Origin of the sequence: Larkinella terrae, from assembly GCF_009668025.1 — a bacterium.
GTDB lineage: Bacteria > Bacteroidota > Bacteroidia > Cytophagales > Spirosomataceae > Larkinella > Larkinella terrae.
Window position 1 is genome coordinate 103,941 of the sequence record NZ_WJXZ01000013.1, and the last position, 16,922, is coordinate 120,862.

Here is a 16,922-nt window from a genome sequence, read left to right on the forward strand (position 1 = left end):
TTATTTATAATACACTGTGTTGTTCAGAATAATATTTCGAATAACAGCAATTTGACAAAATCATGAAACGCAAATCACTTGGCTACAGCCTGATTCTTTTATTCTTTGGTATTTTTGGTCTCGTAATCTATGGTGCTTACTCACCTGCCAGAAAAGCTCAAAAACAACGAATTGTGTGCTTTAAATTTAAAGAAGGCACTAAAAATGAAGCTATTGAGCAACATATGCGTGAGTTTGCCGCTTTAAAGCATGAAATTCCACAGATCATTTCTTACACGTCCGGCAAGACTTTAAGCGGTGATGGAGGAGTTTCCTCCGAGTATGACGTCATGCACTACCTTACTTTCCAGAGTGAAGCTGACATTGAGACGTTCAACAAGAACGAAAAGCAACAACAGTTTCTAAAAAATAATCGTGGAAGCTGGGAGAAGGTGTTTATCATCAACTCGGATATCCGGCAATAATCCGCCTGAACCAGCGCGTCGAATCAAGAATAATTTGCATTGTTTCTCCCTAATTCCTACTTTTGCGGATATTTCAGAGAAACTGTATTCTGTACTAATAAGCAATGGCAAATCATAAGTCGGCATTGAAGCGGGTCCGGGCAAACGAAAAGAAACGTTTGTTGAACCGTTTCCAACACAAAACGACCCGTTCAATGATCAAGCGTTTGCGGCTGACAACCGACAAGGTGGCTGCAACTGAACTGTATCAAACGGTATCGTCGCTGCTGGATAAACTGGCAAAGCGTAATATTATTCACAAAAACAAAGCGTCTAACAATAAGTCGAAACTGGCGAAACTCGTCAATGGACTGACTGTAGCCGCTTAATCCTGTACCTGCGGACGCTTGTCCGTTGCTACAAATCATTAGTAAAAAACCTTACCTGAACAATACAGGTAAGGTTTTTTTATTGACTTTACCACACCCACCACCACGATGTACGAAAGCTCCCGCAAAATTCTGAGTTGGGCAGAAGAAGACCGCCCGCGTGAAAAACTCATGCTCAAAGGCCGGGCGGCCCTGTCCGATGCCGAACTGATCGCCATTCTCATTGGCTCCGGTACCCGGGAATTGACCGCCGTTGATTTATCGAAAATCATTTTGCAGAGCGTCGGTAACAACCTCAACGATCTGGCCAAATTGAGCGTCAAAGATTTATCGAAGTTCAAAGGAATCGGGGAAGCCAAAGCCATCAGCATTGTAGCCGCCCTCGAACTGGGCCGACGACGGAAAGAGGAAAACCGCCCCCTGCGGCTGCGGATTACGAGTTCGAGGGATGCGTATGAAGAAATAAAACCGCATTTGCTGGACAAACAGCACGAGGAGTTCTGGATTTTATTGCTCAACCGTGCCAACGAAGTGATCCGGCCGGTTCAGATCAGTTCGGGAGGGGTTTCGGGTACGGTGGCCGATCCAAAACTGGTTTTCAGGCACGCGCTGGAGCAACTGGCGAGTGCCATCATTCTGGTCCATAACCATCCGTCCGGCAATCTGGCAGCTTCTCAGGCGGATAAAGATCTAACCCGCAAACTGAAGGATGCCGGGCGATTGCTGGATATTCCGGTGCTCGATCACCTGATTTTTACGGATCAGTCCTACACAAGTTTCGCCGATCTGGGAATTTTGTAGTCAATTTTGGCAACGCAAAAAAAGACCCGAACGATATAGAAAACCGTCCGGGTCGACTCGCTACCTCATTCGAATAACTTAATTTTTCCGGTTCACCGTAACAACGGCTTCCTTCGGAGTTCCGTCGGGCTGGGTTCCCGGGAAAGGCTTCACTTCCGACAAAGCGACTTCGTAATTAACGCCCCCCAACTGAACCGTCACGGCATCCCGGTTTTTCAATTGCTGACCGCACTGCCCGAGACATAGTTCACCGGTCTGGACTTCTGAATCGTTTTTCAGGGAAAATTTCACTGTCGCATTACCCAACCAAACGCAGAGCGCATTGGCCGGGCAACGGCTGTCGTTAATGCTTTCGACGTTCAGGGTAACATTCTGATTTACCCGCGCCGACTGATTAATTTTAACAGTAACCGGTTTACTTTCTTCGGCTGGCGTTACACTCTTATCTTTCTCGCAGCCTACTGCCAGCAAACCAACCAGCAGCAATCCGTACAAACTTTTAAATGGTGTCATTTACGTTGTGTCATTTGTTGTTACCTGGAATGACCCACTTCCCTGAATGACGGTTGGAACTCTTTTTTATTTTTTCGACAATTCCGGCCTTTTCAGCAGCGTTCGGGTAAACGGTTCTAGTTAGGTCCATAAACGCAAAAAGAGCCAAAACCGGCTCTTTTGCATTCAAATAATATACAGTCCAGTATGCAGCTGGCGACAAATGCTACCAAGCAACTGGAAATCAACTTCTAATTAGTACTTCCGCTCGTTGTTTTCCAGCCAACGACCCGCAATGAAGGCCGCAGTCAACAGAACAATGTAGAAAATGATTGTAGCGATCGTCGAGAACATAGTAAAGCCCGTTTATTGGTTGTTGACGCAAAAATATAAAAAACTGAGTTGGCAGCGCATAAATTGCCGGATTTATCTGCAATAACAACTTACACCCGGTTTGCTTACAGGACGCCTTTCGTACTGGGTAAGGTATCCAGTTCCTTCAAATCGCGCTTCACGGCCATCTTGATCGACTTGGCGAAGGCTTTGAAAATGGCCTCAATTTTATGGTGCTCGTTCTCACCTTCCACCTTGATATTCAGGTTACAAAGCGCGGCATCCGAGAAGGATTTGAAGAAGTGAGAAAACATCTCCGTTGGCATTTCGCCGATTTTCTCCCGTCGGAACTCCGCGTCCCAAACCAGCCACGGGCGCCCCGAAAAATCAATACCGACCTGCGCCAGTGCTTCGTCCATCGGCAGCAAAAAACCGTACCGGCTGATGCCCCGCTTGTCGCCCAGCGCCCTGCGATAAGCCTCACCAAGCGCCAGGGCCGTATCCTCAATCGTATGGTGTTCGTCAATATGCAGATCGCCCTTCACCCGGATGGTCAGATCGGAGCCGGAATGCCGGGCAACCTGATCGAGCATGTGATCGAAAAAACCGATACCGGTTTCGATGTAAGCCCGGCCACGTCCATCCAGATTCAACTCGATGTGAATCTGCGTCTCGTTCGTATTGCGGTCGACTACCGCCGTGCGGGCCGGTAATTTCAGCAATTCGTATATTTTATCCCAATTGTCGGTCGTCAATACCAGAGCCTGATGCATAGCGTCGGTCATGCCTTCCGTCGGGTCATTGGGAGCGATCAGAATGGCTTTTGAACCCAGATTCACCGCCATCTGAATGTCGGTCAGCCGGTCGCCGATAACGTAGCTCCCCGGCAGGTCGTAGGCATCCGTCAGGTATTCCGTCAACATACCAATCCCCGGTTTTCGGGTGGCGGCCCCATCGTGCGGGTAGGTCCGGTCGATATGAACCGCCTGAAAATGAATATTTTCACCTTCCAGCGTTTTCATCATTTTGTCATGGGCAGGCCAGAACGTTTCTTCCGGAAAAGCCGCCGTACCCAAACCGTCCTGATTGGTTACCATCACCAATTCAAAATCGGTTTCTTCGGCAATCTTCCGCAGGTTGGAAAGGACTTTCGGAATGTATTCCAGCTTTTCGAGAGAATCGACCTGTTGGTCGGGCTGAGGCTCAAATATGATCGTACCATCCCGATCGATGAACAAAACTTTCTTCATAGTGGTTATTTATGGATCGCAAAGGTAGCGAATCCGCCAAACTGAGCGGCATTTCTATATTTTTTTACTACTATTGTATTAAAATTCCACTCCTTCCTATCTCTGGCAAAGTAAATAGAATTTAAAAAGATACGTAACTAACACACGTACAGGTAAGTAGACATAGATTAAGCCGCTCTTTCAGAAAACCGCACATTTACATCTTATAATACAAGTTTCTATTTTTCCTTTTATTTAATAAAATGCAAGCCCAAAAAAACACCAAATTAACTCGTATTGCAGTCATATATGATGGTAACTATTTTCTTCACGTAAGTAATTATTACAACTATTCTCACGAAAGACGAAGCCGCATCAGCATTTCGGGTTTACATGAATTCATTCGGGCGCAGGTTGCGCAGGAAGAAAACACCGATTTTCGCCTGTGTCAGATCGTTGATGCCCATTATTTTCGGGGCCGCCTGAATGCACACGAAGCCAGTCAGCGGGGAAATCAGTTGTTTTACGACCGTCTGTTCGATGATATTTTAATGTCGGAAGGCGTAGTTACCCATTATTTACCGGTAAAAACATTCCAGGGATCGCGTCAGGAAAAAGGCATTGACGTCTGGCTGGCTTTGGAAACGTTCGAGTTGACCCTGTCCAAACAGTTTGACGTTGTCGTACTCATCACGGCCGATGGCGACTATGTGCCCTTAATCCGTAAACTGAATACCCTCGGCACGCGATTGATGGTTCTGAGCTGGGATTTTGAGTATTACAACGACGAGGGCGAAAAAATGGTTACCCGCACCTCGCAGGACCTGCTTGCCGAAGTCTCTTATCCGGTTGCCATGCACGAAATGATCGACACCCGGCTGCGCAAAAACGATCCGCTGATCCAGAATCTGTTTGTCAAACAATCGGCACGGGTGCTGATTGGCAATGGGTTATCCATAGCGGGAAATGGTTTCGACAATTACTCCGAAAACCTGGACGAAAACTCCGATCCCTCGGAATATAAAATCAGTACCATTCGTAGCTTGAAAAATGGGTACGGTTTTATTAACTACCCTCCCAACAACCTGTTTTTTCATTATACGAGTTTGAATGATATCGATTTTAATGAGTTGCAGGTGGATGACGAGGTAAAATTTCGCATCGGTAAAAACGCCGAAAGCAAGGACATTGCCATTGACGTTCACCTGGAGAATAACTAATGGGCCTCACTGCCTGTACCATTCGTCAGACGCAAACTATCCAAATTGAGTCAACGGGCTTCCTCCAGCCCGTTGATCTCTGGCAAAAAAAGGCGATTACCTGGGCATTGAGCCAATTTGATCACGTCGCTTTTTTCAACAGCAATCGTTCCCAACTCCCTGATTTCGCTCTTCCCTACGGCGGTTTTCCAAATCGCCTGGCGGTCGGGGTCCATAAAGTCCTCGACTTTTCGGCACAGGACGATCCGTTTGTAACACTCTTTCAGCATCAACAGCAACACCCGGATTTTCTGGTGGGCTATTTGGGGTATGACCTCAAAAACCGCATCGAGCATTTGGTGAGTCGCCACCCGGACGTTTCAGGAGCGCCGGAGATTTACTTCTTCCAACCGCTTCACGTTATTGATTTTGAAGCTGCCACCATCACTGTCCATTCGTGGGACGACCCGGACGCGGTTCTTAATGCGATTCAGTCCGTTGAACTTCTTTCCCGCACGAATTCGAGCGATCGGAAAAAGAAGCACGCGTTCAAGAATCGGGTAACACCAGACGAGTACCGCCAGACCGTTCGCCGGATCAAGCAGGATATTGTGGATGGGACGGTTTATGAGCTTAATTACTGCATGGAGTTCTTTCTCGAAAATACCGTTATCGATCCTCTGGCGGTTTATTACGCACTGACGGAACGCTCACCCATGCCGTTTTCTCATTTTCAACGTATTGGTAATCACTACGTAATCGGTGCGTCACCCGAGCGGTTTTTAAAAAAGGAAGGAAACCGGATCATTTCACAACCCATCAAGGGAACGATTCGTCGCGGAAAAACCGCCGAAGAAGATCAGCGACTCCAGCAGCAACTCCGCAACAGCGAAAAAGAGCAGGCCGAAAACCTGATGATTGTCGATCTGGTGCGTAACGATCTGGCGCGCAGTGCCGAAACCGGTACGGTTCAGGTCGAAGAACTATTCGGAATTTACCCGTTTCGGCAATTGCATCAGATGGTTTCGACGGTTTCGGCGACGCTGCAAACCGGTTTGCCCTTTACCGAAGCCATTCGGAACGCCTTTCCGATGGGAAGCATGACGGGAGCGCCCAAAGCTCGGGCAATGGAACTCATCGATCAGTACGAAGCCAGTCGGCGGGGCCAGTATTCGGGAGCCGCCGGTTTTTTTACGCCCGAGGGCGATTTCGACTTCAACGTGATGATTCGGAGTATTTTCTACAATCACGAAAACCGTTCGGTTTCTTTTTCCGTCGGCAGCGCGATTACGTACGATGCTGATCCTGAGGAAGAGTATGAAGAATGTTTATTGAAAGCCAACGCCATTCTGTCGATTTTGTGAGGGCGATTTCGTAAAATAATACAATTAAAAACGGGGCTCGCTTGCAATTATCAAAAAAACTTCTTAATTTTGCAACAGTTTTCAAGCGGACATCCGTCCGATCTCTGTAAAAGATACTCTTCATGAGATTTTCTCTATTTCCACAGAGCTGCACGGATGTCAACCGGTTAGGGGTTTAACATTCGTTGGGCGCATCTGTTGGGGCAATTGCATTGGTGACATCATTCACTTTGGGCTAAGCTGGGCATTTTCGGGTATTCCTTCACGACTGTATCTCAAAATTATAACGTATCGTTCGCCGATTTTTCGCAATCGGCACTGCATGGCCGTGCAGAGCGAGCACTTCTGCCGATTAACGCTTGTATAAGTTTCATTTTTAAAAACTCTTACAAGTATGACTCCTGAAATCACTGAACAGGAAATTATTGTTGTCCCGGGTAATCACCAGCGGACATTTGCCGATCTGAACCTGCCGGATGAGCTTTTGCAGGCGGTTACTGAAATGGGCTTTGAGCATCCCTCGCCCATTCAGGCTGAAGCTATTCCTCCCATTTTTCAAGGCCGCGACGTTATTGGTCAGGCCCAAACCGGAACCGGAAAAACCGCTGCTTTTGGAATTCCGGCCGTCAATCTGGTTGATGTTACCGAACGTCATCCGCAGGTGTTGGTGCTGTGCCCGACCCGCGAACTGGCCGTTCAGGTGGCCGAGGAAGTTCGGAAATTATCGAAATTTAAACGTGGCATTCGGATTGAAGCCATCTACGGTGGTGATTCTATCGAACGCCAGATTAAGTCACTGAAAGCCGGTGTGCACATCGTTATCGGTACGCCGGGCCGCGTAATGGACCACATGGAGCGCCGGACGCTGAAGCTGGATAACGTCAGAATGATGATTCTGGACGAAGCCGACGAAATGCTCGATATGGGTTTCCGTGAGGATATCGAAAGCATTCTGGAAGACATGCCGGAAGACCGTCAGACGATTCTGTTTTCGGCCACGATGTCGAAACCGATCATGACGATCACCCAGCGTTTCCAGAAAGACCCCGTGCTGGTGAAAGTGGTTCGAAACGAACTGACCGCCCAGAACATCGAGCAGGTTTTCTTCGAAGTGAAACCGAAAGCCAAGGTAGAAGTCATGTGCCGTCTGATCGACATGCACAACCTGAACCTGCTGCTGGTTTTCTGTAACCAGAAAAAACGGGTTGACGAAATTGTGGAAGATCTGCAAATCCGTGGGTATCAGGCCGAAGGCTTACACGGCGATCTTCGCCAGGCGCAGCGGAATAACGTCATGTCGAAATTCCGTTCGGGTGTCACCAACATCCTGGTAGCCACCGACGTAGCCGCCCGTGGAATTGACGTTGATAATGTCGACGCGGTTATCAACTTTGATATTCCCCTCGACGAAGAATATTACGTTCACCGGATCGGTCGGACGGGCCGCGCCGGGAAATCCGGTAAAGCCTTCTCGCTGGTCGGAAAAGATGAAAAATACCGCCTGCGCGAAATCCAGAATTACACCAAAGTTCGGATCGAAAAAGGCGTTATTCCTTCCTTCGAGGATATCGTAGGTCTGCGCAAGGCCCGGTTTATCGAACAGGTTAAACAAACCATCGAAACCAGCGCCGATCTGAATCTGTACGATGATCTGCTGACCGCACTACACCACTCCGGTTTTACGACCGAACAAATTGTTTCGGCTCTGGTAAAACGTGGCATGGGTATCGAGAAAAACGAATTCTCTGACCAGAATCTGGGTCACGAAGATGACCGTCGGGAACGCCGGGATGGCAGCTCACGCTTCGGTGATCGCCGGGAAGGCAGCGGACGTTTCGGAGATCGGGATCGCGGTGGTCGCGAAAGCAGTGGTCGCTTCGGCGATCGCGGTGGCCGGGATGGCGGTTCCCGTTTTGGTGAGCGCGGAACCCGGGGCGAAAGCCGCTTCGGCGATCGGGACCGGACTTCCCGTTTCGGAAGCCGGGACGACAGCCGGGGCGAAGGCCGCCGGTTTGAGCGCGACGACAATCGCGCTCCCCGTGAACAGGAAGCGAACATGACCCGCCTGTTTGTCAGCGTCGGTCGCCGGGACTTCATCCGTCCGGGTGATATCGTGGGCGCCATCGCCGGAGAAGCAAACATTCCGGGCAACAGCATCGGTCACATCGACATCTTCGACAAACACACTTACGTTGATGTTCCCCGCGAGTTAGCCAACCGGGTTGTCGACGTGATGGAAGGCAATACCATCAAGGGCAAACGTGTTCAGATTGAAGTAGCGAGATAATTGTTTTAAAACGAAAAAAGCCACTCAGGAAACTGAGTGGCTTTTTTCGTTTTAAAACAGAGCAAAGAGTTGAGACAAGAGATAAAAGACTTTTATTCCGGATTGACATTTTTCTTTTGTCTCACCTCTCTTGTCTAATGTCTCACCTCTACTCCTCTAAATAATACCCAAAAATGATTCCCATTTCATCCTCGCTGGTTAAGCCAAAATTGACGGCTTTGGCCGTCGTATTGTTGTAGGTAATTTCGGAAACCAGAGCTTCTCCTTTGGCGAGTTGAATCGGCGTGGCGTACGTAATGATTTCGGGATGCTCCCAATTGGTTGAGGTATAAATCGCTTCGCCGTCTCTGGCACCGCCTTTAATCCGGATTACGAATTTCTCGCCCAATTTATGGGTGTGCGAAGTCAACACCAGTACCTTGACCGGTTTGGACATTGTAAACGTTTTCGTGAGCGTTACGCGGGTGTTGGCCGGGATGTTCAGATCGTTATTATTGAAATCCATCGTTTTAACCACATTCTTCACTTTCGATTTGTCCGTCGTGTATAAATTCACAAATACCTCACCGGTGATTGACGTAGCCGATTTATTGACGTAATGCGAATTGAAATCCATTGTGGCATTGGCAGGAATTGGTAAAGCCGTGCCTTCCGGAAAGACGTAATTGATGTAAGGCGCCTGTATGCCAATAAAATAAACGTGGTTCTGCATGGACAAGGCCGTCAGAAGGTTGATGGAATTGTCCGAATTTCGCAAATCCCGCACCTGATTCATAGCGGGCAGGTTCTGGTCATTGCGAAAATTATACATCACAAAATGGTGGCTGTTAGCCCGCATCTTGACCTCGAACCGATTCACGTAAATATCCTGCGAATTTCCGATCGATTTTCGGACGAACAGCTCCCGTTCGAAATTGGGAATAACCGTAAATGGATCCAGCTTCAACTGTAGCCCGGTCCCGGCCGACGGAACCGCCAGCCCTTCAAAAGCCTCCGCAACCGGCGTACTCGGGGTTTTATCATCCAGCAAAGTCGAATCGACCACCGACCCTTCCTTCGGCGCCCCGGCTTCAATCCAGCGCCGGACGAATTCGATCTGACCAACCGTCAACAACTCTTTTCCGAGCGGCATCGGGTTGCCGTAATTCGCCCCGCTGTGGTGGCTGGCTGCGGCATTCAGTTTATGATAAAGCAAACTTTCCAGGGCAGCAAATGGCTTGACGCGTAGCAACCCGTTGGCTTTTGCGGTCGCGTTGGTAGCCTCTACGCTGACCAGATTTTTGTAGGCGACATTGGCCGCGAGCACCAGTCGGTGCTGACCGAAAGTCGGATCACTTTCGGACGAATGGCAACCCGAAACGGCACAGGTTGGCGTCAGAATCCGCCGTTGCAACTGATCCAGACTGGAAGCGACCGGCTTTGGTTCCGCATCCGTTTTATCGTCCGATTTCTGGCAGGAAGCGATCAGCAAGCCAACCAGCCCAATAGCTCCCAACAAACTCAATTTAATTGGGTGTAAATGACGTTGCATAGAGCAAAGATTCAATAGTGAGTTACCTAAACTATACTGGAAAGAAAACGCCAAAAATACCGGCTTATTTCCACAACCAACAGTTTATCAAAACTTTAATACAAAGTCCTGTTTGGGTTGCTGATCGCGAAAAAAAACCAGCCCGACGTAAAACAGATCGATTGAAACCGTTACTGCCGGATGGGCTTTAATGGTTTCCCAGGCTTGTTCCATCTCATCGGACCAGTGAATATCGTCAAAAATAAAACAGGTATCGTTATGGGCTTTGCCTAGACAGGTTTGAAAATACCGCACGGTCGGTTCATACCGGTGATTGGCGTCGAAAAAGGCAAAGTCGATTGACGAAATTGTTTTGATCCGCTCCGGCAAGGTCTGGTCAATATTTCCCGTCACAATCTCCACATTCGTTCGTTTCAGTTGCTGAAAGTTACGACCGGCCACCGCTGCGGTTTGCGGACAACCCTCAAACGTCAGAATCCGGGCCGACGGTGCAGCTACGGATTCGTACAGGGTTGTGATCCCGAGCGAGGTACCCAAATCGATAATCGTCTGATAACCAAACCGCTGAATTAACCGGTACATTAACCGGCCAAACCGGGCCGGTTTCTGCGAATTTTTGGCAATGTCCCGAATGGCCCGTTCCCGCGACGAATTGATGCGCGAACCCGCCCCAAAATCCGTAATCTGGATTTTGTGATTATCCTTTAACAACTCCTGCTGTAACGCGCGTATGGGAGCAAATTGCGGCTCACCGGCATTATCGGGGCGGATGGTGGTGGTATAGAGATCAAAAACAAACGGCGAATGCAAAGAATGTGCGTCGCGCGCCTTGAGAAGATACTTTAGATACGAACGAATCAAGAAAGAAAACCGCCAAAACGGATTTTAACAAAACAAAAATTAATTCAACCGGTACGGAACCACCATCGTAAACTCCGGGATATTAACCCGAAATTGTTTGCCGTCAATGATCCGTTCCATCAAATAGGTACCGCCCATTTTACCGAGACTCGACCGCAGGTTACATCCCGATACGTATTCGTGCGTCTCACCGGGTTCCAGAATCGGTTGCTGACCAACTACGCCCTCTCCTTCCACTTCCCGCGCCATTCCGTTGCCGTCGTAAATTATCCAGTGACGACGCAGCAGTTGAATCGTTGACGTTCCTTTGTTCTCAATCGTAATCCGGTATGTAAAAACAAAATGGGCCTGGTATGGGCTGGAATATTCCGGTTGGTATTCGGTCATGACACTGACCTTGACGCCGTCGGTTACTGCCGATATCATTTACGTATCTGTTGATTAATAACCTCAAAACGAAAATTAATTTTAAGAGTTTATAATTCCAAAGAGGGTTCGCCAAATATTTTAGGTTTCCCCTACTTTTGTCGCTTTATCAAGGTAAACAAACCGGTTAAAACCGGGTCGCCATTGCGTATAACCTGTTCATTCAAAACCCAACTCCATGAAGGTTGTCATTGAACCGTCCTGGCAGCAACGTCTGCAAGCCGAATTTGAAAAACCGTACTTCCAGAATCTGACCGAATTTGTCCGGGTTGAGTACATCACCCAGCGTTGTTATCCACCCGGTAAGCTCATTTTCAATGCGTTCGATAAATGTCCGTTCGACCAGACCAAGGTCGTCATTCTGGGCCAGGATCCGTATCACGGTGAAGGTCAGGCCAATGGGCTGTCGTTTTCGGTGAATGACGGCATTACAAAACCGCCTTCGCTGGTCAATATCTTCAAAGAAATTGAGACCGACTTAGGAACGCCCATTCCCAAATCTGGCAATCTCGAACGCTGGGCGGTTCAGGGCGTTTTGCTACTCAACGCAACCCTGACGGTGCGGGCAAACCAGGCGGGGTCGCATCAGAATAAAGGCTGGGAAACCTTTACCGATTCCGTCATTCAACACCTTTCGAACGAAAAGGAAAACCTGGTTTTTCTGCTGTGGGGAGCTTACGCCCAAAAGAAAGGCGCGGTGATCGACGCCAGTAAACACCTGATTCTCAAAGCCAAGCATCCCTCGCCCATGGCGGCTCAATGGGGCGGCTGGTTTGGTACCCGGCATTTCAGCCAGACCAATGCGTACCTGAAAAGTAAGGGATTGAAGGAAATCGAGTGGTGACTACACTCGAAGAAGTGCCTGACGAAAAGTAAATCGGTTTTTCGCTAGGCACTTCTTCGTTTTTCTGATTAATCAATAATCCGGAACAAGCGGTTCCAGCGGATTTTCTTCAGAACGCTTTCGGGGTTCGGGTCGATGGACATCCAGATGAAAACCGCCTTGCCAACGATGTGATCGGCCGGAACAAACCCCCAATACCGCGAATCGGCGGAGTTGTGGCGGTTGTCGCCCATCATAAAGTAGTAATCCTGCTTGAACGTATAGGAAGTGATGGCTTTTCCGTCAATTTTGACTGATTTTCCATCCAGCTCCACTTTTTCGTTGTCTTCGTATTTCTGGATCACCGGCCCGTAAAGCGCAATATTTTTCTCATCCAGTTGAATCGTAGCGCCTTCTTTCGGAATGGTAATGGGTCCGTAATTGTCGACATTCCACGGAAAGAGGGGCGACTGCGGGTAAACCGGTTGAAACGGATTGACCGTCCCTTTGGGTGAAGTGATCGCTTCGATGCCCTGAACAAAATCCTGCTGTTTCAGCAAGGCAGCGGTTTCAGGGGTGGTGTGAATCCGGTAGCCGGATGCATCATTGGCCGCAATAGTATCATTGTATGTTTCCGTAGACTGCTCAAAATCAGTCACATCGTAACGCTTGAACACTTTTGCACTGATGACAGAATTGGTTTTTAAGAAATATTCCGTTTCGGATTTCACCGGATCAGGAAACTCTTTGCCATTGACGAACACTTTCCGCTCGCGCACTTCCAGCACATCGCCCGCAACACCGATACAACGCTTGATGTAGTTGGTTTTCAAATCCGTCGGGTACTCTTCGGGCGGATAATTGAACACGACGACGTCACCTTGTTTGACGGACGAGAAACCCGGCAGGCGGTATTGCGGCAATTGGATCCAGTCGAGGTACGACGGTATTTCGGTTCCCCAGATTTTCTGGTGCGTCAGCGGCACCTGCAGCGGAGTTTTCGGTGTCCGGGTTCCGTAATGAAGTTTGCTGACAAATAGAAAATCACCCACCAACAGACTTTTTTCCATCGATGGTGTCGGAATCGTAAACGCTTCCATAAACAACCAGCGAATCAGCGTAGCCGCAACAACCGCAAACACAATGGAGTCAATCCACTCGCGAAACGGCGATTTCTTCTTTTCACTACGCCTGGTGACGGTTTCCTGATTTTTAACTACTGACATAATTTGAAAAATAATGAATATTGAACATTGAATACTGAATAACGAACCGATCTGGAACAAACATTTCAATATTCGATATTCAGTATTCGATGTTCATTATTAGCAACTTAAATAATTAAATGCTTTCCCCCAACAGATCTTCCATTCCAAAAACGCCTTGTTTGCCAACCAGCCACTCACCGGCTGTTAGTGCTCCGAGCGCGAAGCCCTGGCGGCTGTAGGCGACGTGTTTGATCTCAATGGTATCAACGTCCGAATCGTACCGAACGAGGTGCGTTCCCGGCACTGTCCCTTCCCGCAGCGACTCAATTGAAACCGCATCGGACTGATCCTCTGCCTCATTAATCCAGCGTTTTTTGTCGGGCAACTGTTCAATGATTCCCTCGGCCAGTGTGATTGCCGTTCCACTCGGTGCGTCCTTCTTCTCGGTATGATGAATTTCGGTCATCGAAACGTGGTATGAAGGATACCCTTTCATAAACCGGGCCAGTATTTTGTTCAGCCGGAAAAAGAGATTGACTCCGATGCTGTAATTTGATGCGTAGAAAAAACCGCCCTGCGTCTGCCGGCACAATTCCTCAATTTCCGTCCGGTGTTCGAGCCAGCCGGTGGTACCGCAAACGACCGGCCAACCGCGTTTCAGGCAATCCCGGATGTTGTCAACGGCTGCTTCCGGCGAACTGAATTCGATGGCCACATCCACGTCGGATTTCCCCAGGGATTCCAGATCAGTGCGGTTGTTGATATCAATTCGACCCGCAATTTCGTGCCCCCGGTCAAGCGCAATCTGCTCAATGGTTTTACCCATCTTGCCGTATCCGAGCAGTAATATTTTCATTAACTAGCTATCAATCAATTGTTAATTCTTAAACTGAAAAGCAATCCGAACACCCGGAACCGGCAATGGGCCAGTAACGGGCATCAATAAACCGGGTTTTACCTGCATCGTCAAATCTTCCGAAATGTCGAACGTTTTGAGGTGGGCCGTTACATTAGCTTCAATGACGTTAACGCCCCACAACAGGCCACAGCCAAGCAAATTATAATCGCGATACCGGGCCACCGCCCGAGCCGCCCGTTCCAGTTGAGCCACCCCGATATCCGCCGTATATCCCGGCACCTGCGTTACCTGCGGGCTACTTTCGTAGGCCTTAATTCCGTATTCCTTGTAAAATTTGAACTGATCTCTATAGTGGAGAGAAAAATAAACCATCGTTCCAAAACCAGCATAGATAATCGGTACTTTCCACCAGTGGCCGTTGCTAATTTGGCCCCATCCCGGCACCAGCGCCGAGCGGATGGTGGATTTCCGGGGCACAATTTTTCGGATCTCCGCATTTTGTTTGGCCGTCAGCGGAACGGTGTCAGCCGCTATCACTTTACTTGTCGAATCCGTCGAAATCAATTCGGTTTGGCCGGTCGGAGTCGGTGATGACGGATTTTGTCCGAACGATTTCCCCGCTAACAACAAAAACGCACCGATCCACAGGTATTTTCTCCACTTTCTGCTTTTAATAACCCGGTATGCTTTTTTCATAACTCTGCTGGATGCAATACAAACGTTAGTTTAATAACGAACGGTTTGCCAGTGAAACAACAGAATTTCGGGTAATTAACATTTTTTATGCCTTGTAGTTCAGTACCTCCAGAATCCGGTTCATCTCGTCCTGCGACGTGAACGGAATCTTGATTTCCCCTTTGTGCTTGTCATCCGCTTTAATCGAAACCTTCGTGCCAAACATCGACGACAGCTTAAACTGAAGTCCCCGGATCTCCTGTTTATACGGCGTTGAACGACGTTCCGGTTCACTTTCCGGTGTGGTCGAGAGCGACCGGACGGCTTCTTCGACGCGCCGGACCGACCAGTCTTCGTCAATCAGTTTGTTGAACAGCCGGATCTGAATGTCCGGATTATCGACATTGATGATTGCGCGGGCGTGGCCCATTGAAATTTTGGTATCGCGCAAAGCCGCCTGAATTACCGGTGGCAGTTTCAGCAGACGAATGTAGTTATTAACTGTCGTGCGGTTTTTACCGACCCGGGCACCCAGTTCTTCCTGCTTCAGGCTACATTCGGTAATCAGCCGCTGGTAGCTCAGAGCAATTTCTATCGAGTTCAGGTTTTCCCGCTGAATGTTCTCGATGAGCGCCATTTCCAGCATCTGCTGGTCGTCGGCCTGCCGAACATATGCCGGAACGTGCGTCAAACCGATCAGTTTCGACGCCTGCAACCGCCGTTCCCCGGCAATCAGCTGGTACTGGTCGCGGCCCAGTTGCCGAACCGTAATGGGTTGAATGATGCCCTGTACGCGAATCGACTCCGCCAGTTCCATCAGAGCTTCTTCGTCGAATCGGGTACGGGGCTGAAACGGGTTGGTTTCAACGTGGTTCACGCTGATCTCCGTCATCGTCGAAATGGACTCATACGGCGACGGCTTGCTGGGTCGGTTGACCTGGTCGCTATCGTGCAATAAGGCTCCCAATCCCCGGCCCAAACCTATCATTTTCTTCGGATTACTTTTTGCGTTCGTATTATCCATGGCTGCTTGATTCGTGTTGGATATTATACGGTCTGATCCTGTGGCAAACGGCCATTTTTAATGAGAATTTCGCGGGCGAGATTCAAATAGCTGATGGCCCCTTTGCTGTCGGCGTCCTGCGCCAAAACCGGTAATCCGAAACTGGGTGATTCACTCAGACGAATGTTGCGCGGAATAATGGTGTTGAAAACCATCTGCTGGAAGTGGGCTGTTACCTCGCCGACCACCTGATTGGACAGGCGCACCCGCAAGTCGTACATGGTCAGCAAAATGCCTTCAATGGCCAGCGACGTATTCAACCGCGACTGGATGATCTTGATGGTATTCAGCAATTTACCGAGACCTTCGAGGGCGAAATATTCACACTGGACGGGAATAATGACGGAGTCGGCGGCAGTAAGGCTGTTGATGGTAATCAGGCCCAGCGAGGGAGAACAATCGATGATGACGAAATCGTATTCTTCTTTCACGTCATATAAAGCCTCTTTCATCTTCTCCTCCCGGTTTTTGAGATTGATCATCTCAATTTCGGCTCCCACCAGGTCAATGTGCGACGGCAGCAGGTCGAGGTTCGGAAAGTCGGTCTGGATAATGGCATCCCGTGTGCGGATGTCTTCGATCATGCACTCGTAAATGCTGTTCTCAATTTCTTTCGGATTATAACCTAGACCCGATGTAGAATTGGCCTGGGGGTCGGCATCGACAATCAGGGTTCGAAACTCGAGAGCCGCCAGGCTAGCCGCCAGATTGATTGTTGTGGTGGTTTTGCCGACGCCCCCCTTTTGGTTGGCAATTGCAATAACTTTACCCATGGGTTTGTTTGTTACAGACCCAAATATCAGGAGATGGTTATTCTAAAGCAAGGAACGTTTCACGGTTTTTTTGAAAATGTTTCACGGATGAAAAAATGAGGAACCAAATTAGTGAGCTAACCGTCTGACGATCTATTACGTTACCTATTTAGGCTTCCCCGCATAT

At 48.8% G+C, this 16,922-nt stretch carries 17 protein-coding genes; 7 read left to right on the forward strand and 10 right to left on the reverse strand.

Annotated elements, in window-relative coordinates:
• Positions 1-62: 62 nt before the first annotated feature.
• The 3 genes from GJJ30_RS20910 (at position 63) to radC (ending at position 1,633) form a co-directional block, all read left to right on the forward strand.
• A complete protein-coding gene (locus GJJ30_RS20910) occupies positions 63-464 on the forward strand; it encodes a Dabb family protein (RefSeq protein WP_154177140.1) in 402 nt (133 codons plus the stop codon).
• Between the two features lie 104 nt (positions 465-568).
• Positions 569-832: a 30S ribosomal protein S20 gene (rpsT, locus tag GJJ30_RS20915; protein WP_154177141.1), complete on the forward strand. Its 264-nt coding sequence runs from the start codon at positions 569-571 to the stop codon at positions 830-832.
• Positions 833-940: 108 nt separating this feature from the next.
• Entirely contained in the window at positions 941-1,633 is a 693-nt protein-coding gene (gene radC / locus GJJ30_RS20920) for a RadC family protein (RefSeq protein WP_154177142.1), read from the forward strand.
• A gap of 78 nt (positions 1,634-1,711) precedes the next feature.
• Here the strand turns inward: radC and GJJ30_RS20925 are convergent, their stop codons facing one another.
• Together GJJ30_RS20925 and hisB are read right to left on the reverse strand one after the other, a co-directional pair.
• Complete coding sequence (locus GJJ30_RS20925; protein WP_154177143.1) at positions 1,712-2,146, reverse strand: hypothetical protein; 435 nt, start codon at positions 2,144-2,146, stop codon at positions 1,712-1,714.
• A 437-nt stretch (positions 2,147-2,583) separates the two neighbouring features.
• Positions 2,584-3,708 (reverse strand): bifunctional histidinol-phosphatase/imidazoleglycerol-phosphate dehydratase HisB, encoded by a 1,125-nt coding sequence (hisB, locus tag GJJ30_RS20930; protein ID WP_154177144.1) that lies wholly within the window; start codon positions 3,706-3,708, stop codon positions 2,584-2,586.
• A gap of 242 nt (positions 3,709-3,950) precedes the next feature.
• On the opposite strand from hisB, the gene GJJ30_RS20935 reads away from it, so the two are divergent.
• The 3 genes from GJJ30_RS20935 (at position 3,951) to GJJ30_RS20945 (ending at position 8,537) form a co-directional block, all read left to right on the forward strand.
• Complete coding sequence (locus tag GJJ30_RS20935) at positions 3,951-4,907, forward strand: NYN domain-containing protein (RefSeq protein WP_154177145.1); 957 nt, start codon at positions 3,951-3,953, stop codon at positions 4,905-4,907.
• Entirely contained in the window at positions 4,907-6,250 is a 1,344-nt protein-coding gene (locus GJJ30_RS20940) for an anthranilate synthase component I family protein (protein ID WP_154177146.1), read from the forward strand. The genes GJJ30_RS20935 and GJJ30_RS20940 overlap by 1 nt, the downstream gene beginning before the upstream one ends.
• A gap of 394 nt (positions 6,251-6,644) precedes the next feature.
• On the forward strand, positions 6,645-8,537 hold the full coding sequence (locus tag GJJ30_RS20945; protein WP_154177147.1) for a DEAD/DEAH box helicase: 1,893 nt from the start codon (positions 6,645-6,647) through the stop codon (positions 8,535-8,537).
• 148 nt (positions 8,538-8,685) lie between these two features.
• Here the strand turns inward: GJJ30_RS20945 and GJJ30_RS20950 are convergent, their stop codons facing one another.
• The 3 genes from GJJ30_RS20950 to apaG all read right to left on the reverse strand — a co-directional run bounded on the left by GJJ30_RS20950 (position 8,686) and on the right by apaG (position 11,355).
• The gene (locus tag GJJ30_RS20950) at positions 8,686-10,068 is read right to left on the reverse strand and encodes a monooxygenase (RefSeq protein WP_154177148.1); all 1,383 of its coding nucleotides are present in this window, start codon (positions 10,066-10,068) and stop codon (positions 8,686-8,688) included.
• An 87-nt stretch (positions 10,069-10,155) separates the two neighbouring features.
• A complete protein-coding gene (locus tag GJJ30_RS20955) occupies positions 10,156-10,878 on the reverse strand; it encodes an O-methyltransferase (RefSeq protein ID WP_310588351.1) in 723 nt (240 codons plus the stop codon).
• 90 nt (positions 10,879-10,968) lie between these two features.
• On the reverse strand, positions 10,969-11,355 hold the full coding sequence (gene apaG, locus GJJ30_RS20960; RefSeq protein ID WP_154177150.1) for a Co2+/Mg2+ efflux facilitator ApaG/CorD: 387 nt from the start codon (positions 11,353-11,355) through the stop codon (positions 10,969-10,971).
• A gap of 178 nt (positions 11,356-11,533) precedes the next feature.
• Here apaG and ung point away from each other — a divergent pair, with 178 nt between their 5' ends.
• Positions 11,534-12,199: a uracil-DNA glycosylase gene (ung, locus tag GJJ30_RS20965; protein WP_154177151.1), complete on the forward strand. Its 666-nt coding sequence runs from the start codon at positions 11,534-11,536 to the stop codon at positions 12,197-12,199.
• Between the two features lie 68 nt (positions 12,200-12,267).
• Here ung and lepB read toward each other — a convergent pair whose 3' ends face one another.
• The 5 genes from lepB to GJJ30_RS20990 all read right to left on the reverse strand — a co-directional run bounded on the left by lepB (position 12,268) and on the right by GJJ30_RS20990 (position 16,756).
• Entirely contained in the window at positions 12,268-13,404 is a 1,137-nt protein-coding gene (gene lepB / locus GJJ30_RS20970) for a signal peptidase I (RefSeq protein ID WP_154177152.1), read from the reverse strand.
• Positions 13,405-13,519: 115 nt separating this feature from the next.
• The gene (dapB, locus tag GJJ30_RS20975) at positions 13,520-14,242 is read right to left on the reverse strand and encodes a 4-hydroxy-tetrahydrodipicolinate reductase (RefSeq protein ID WP_154177153.1); all 723 of its coding nucleotides are present in this window, start codon (positions 14,240-14,242) and stop codon (positions 13,520-13,522) included.
• 21 nt (positions 14,243-14,263) lie between these two features.
• Positions 14,264-14,941, reverse strand: a complete 678-nt coding sequence (locus GJJ30_RS20980; protein WP_154177154.1) for a DUF5683 domain-containing protein — start codon at positions 14,939-14,941, stop codon at positions 14,264-14,266.
• Between the two features lie 85 nt (positions 14,942-15,026).
• Positions 15,027-15,944 (reverse strand): ParB/RepB/Spo0J family partition protein, encoded by a 918-nt coding sequence (locus tag GJJ30_RS20985; RefSeq protein ID WP_154177155.1) that lies wholly within the window; start codon positions 15,942-15,944, stop codon positions 15,027-15,029.
• A 23-nt stretch (positions 15,945-15,967) separates the two neighbouring features.
• Entirely contained in the window at positions 15,968-16,756 is a 789-nt protein-coding gene (locus GJJ30_RS20990; protein ID WP_154177156.1) for a ParA family protein, read from the reverse strand.
• Between the last annotated feature and the right edge of the window lie 166 nt (positions 16,757-16,922).

Coding starts and splice junctions, on each gene's coding strand:
- GJJ30_RS20910 (WP_154177140.1), top strand. CDS start 63: ATGAAACGCAAATCACTTGGCTACAGCCTGATTCTTTTATTCTTTGGT.
- rpsT (WP_154177141.1), top strand. CDS start 569: ATGGCAAATCATAAGTCGGCATTGAAGCGGGTCCGGGCAAACGAAAAG.
- radC (WP_154177142.1), top strand. CDS start 941: ATGTACGAAAGCTCCCGCAAAATTCTGAGTTGGGCAGAAGAAGACCGC.
- GJJ30_RS20925 (WP_154177143.1), bottom strand. CDS start 2,146: ATGACACCATTTAAAAGTTTGTACGGATTGCTGCTGGTTGGTTTGCTG.
- hisB (WP_154177144.1), bottom strand. CDS start 3,708: ATGAAGAAAGTTTTGTTCATCGATCGGGATGGTACGATCATATTTGAG.
- GJJ30_RS20935 (WP_154177145.1), top strand. CDS start 3,951: ATGCAAGCCCAAAAAAACACCAAATTAACTCGTATTGCAGTCATATAT.
- GJJ30_RS20940 (WP_154177146.1), top strand. CDS start 4,907: ATGGGCCTCACTGCCTGTACCATTCGTCAGACGCAAACTATCCAAATT.
- GJJ30_RS20945 (WP_154177147.1), top strand. CDS start 6,645: ATGACTCCTGAAATCACTGAACAGGAAATTATTGTTGTCCCGGGTAAT.
- GJJ30_RS20950 (WP_154177148.1), bottom strand. CDS start 10,068: ATGCAACGTCATTTACACCCAATTAAATTGAGTTTGTTGGGAGCTATT.
- apaG (WP_154177150.1), bottom strand. CDS start 11,355: ATGATATCGGCAGTAACCGACGGCGTCAAGGTCAGTGTCATGACCGAA.
- ung (WP_154177151.1), top strand. CDS start 11,534: ATGAAGGTTGTCATTGAACCGTCCTGGCAGCAACGTCTGCAAGCCGAA.
- lepB (WP_154177152.1), bottom strand. CDS start 13,404: ATGTCAGTAGTTAAAAATCAGGAAACCGTCACCAGGCGTAGTGAAAAG.
- dapB (WP_154177153.1), bottom strand. CDS start 14,242: ATGAAAATATTACTGCTCGGATACGGCAAGATGGGTAAAACCATTGAG.
- GJJ30_RS20980 (WP_154177154.1), bottom strand. CDS start 14,941: ATGAAAAAAGCATACCGGGTTATTAAAAGCAGAAAGTGGAGAAAATAC.
- GJJ30_RS20985 (WP_154177155.1), bottom strand. CDS start 15,944: ATGGATAATACGAACGCAAAAAGTAATCCGAAGAAAATGATAGGTTTG.
- GJJ30_RS20990 (WP_154177156.1), bottom strand. CDS start 16,756: ATGGGTAAAGTTATTGCAATTGCCAACCAAAAGGGGGGCGTCGGCAAA.